Raw genomic sequence first — 1,113 nt, 5'->3', positions numbered from 1 at the left:
AATGGTAAAGCTTCAGGAGAAATGATTTTACAAGAAGATATTTTGATGACTGATGCAAACTTAGCACCATTAGAAATAAATGAATCTAATGATCCACTAAAAATCCCAGTAAAATAGTCTGCTGATTGATAAAAATAATCGAATAAAAAAAGCACTCCATTTGGGGTGCTTTTTTTATTATTTGGCTTCTATTTAAAAATCGTTAATACAGTAGAGTAGTTGACAAAAACCACTGCATAATTAATTAGTGAATATTTATTTTATCTATATTTTGTCTATTTTTTTTACATGTTCAATTTCAACTTTACATAAACGCACATCTATAACATACATTTTCTTAATGAAATTAAAACAATTGAAACAAAATCAGATACCATAAAATTGAGTTTTCCTTATGTTTTATTTCAATAAAACACCTTTTTTGAAATAAAATCTAATTTTTTAGATACAGACCACAATATTTAATAAAATGAACTTTATTTTATTGACCTGATTTACTCATACCTTTAAGTTACCCAACAAAAAGAAAAATATGTAAATTTTTATTTACAACACAATAATTATTCAATTTATTAATATATCTTTTAGATACAGGGAATTTGTATGCAGACACCCCCTAAAAAGCGCCCAATTTACAAAGTACTTTACGTTCAAGTCATTGTTGCAATTATACTTGGTATTTTACTTGGTCATTTCTACCCTAATGTTGGTGAATCCTTTAAACCGCTAGGTGATGGATTTATCAAAATTGTAAAAATGATTATCGCCCCCGTGATCTTCTTAACCGTTGTTACGGGGATCGCAGGTATGAATAACATGAAAACAGTAGGAAAAGTTGCAGGTAAATCGATGATTTACTTTTTAACCTTTTCTAGTATCGCACTTGTTATTGGTCTAATTACCGCAAATATTATTCGCCCTGGTGATGGTTTAAATATCTCGCCAGAGTCATTAGATAGCAGCAAAGTTGAGATGTACGTTACCCAAGCACATAACAGCTCACTGGTTAGTTTTCTAATGAATATTATTCCTGACACCGTAGTGAGTCCTTTGGTTAACGGTAATATTCTGCAAGTGCTATTTGTATCCATTATTTTTGGTATTTCTTTAGCG

1 protein-coding gene is annotated in these 1,113 nt (G+C 29.8%); it reads left to right on the top strand.

Features of this window, described 5'->3' with window-relative positions:
• Nucleotides 1–603: 603 nt before the first annotated feature.
• A partial coding sequence (locus tag M997_RS07270; protein ID WP_156510813.1) for a cation:dicarboxylate symporter family transporter occupies nt 604–1,113 on the top strand: 510 nt, incomplete at its 3' end.

The organism is Proteus hauseri ATCC 700826 (assembly GCF_001654965.1).
In the GTDB taxonomy this organism is placed as follows: Bacteria; Pseudomonadota; Gammaproteobacteria; order Enterobacterales; family Enterobacteriaceae; genus Proteus; species Proteus hauseri.
The sequence above is the reverse complement of the archived record's forward strand: the minus strand, read 5'-3'. Positions and strand labels throughout refer to the sequence as shown.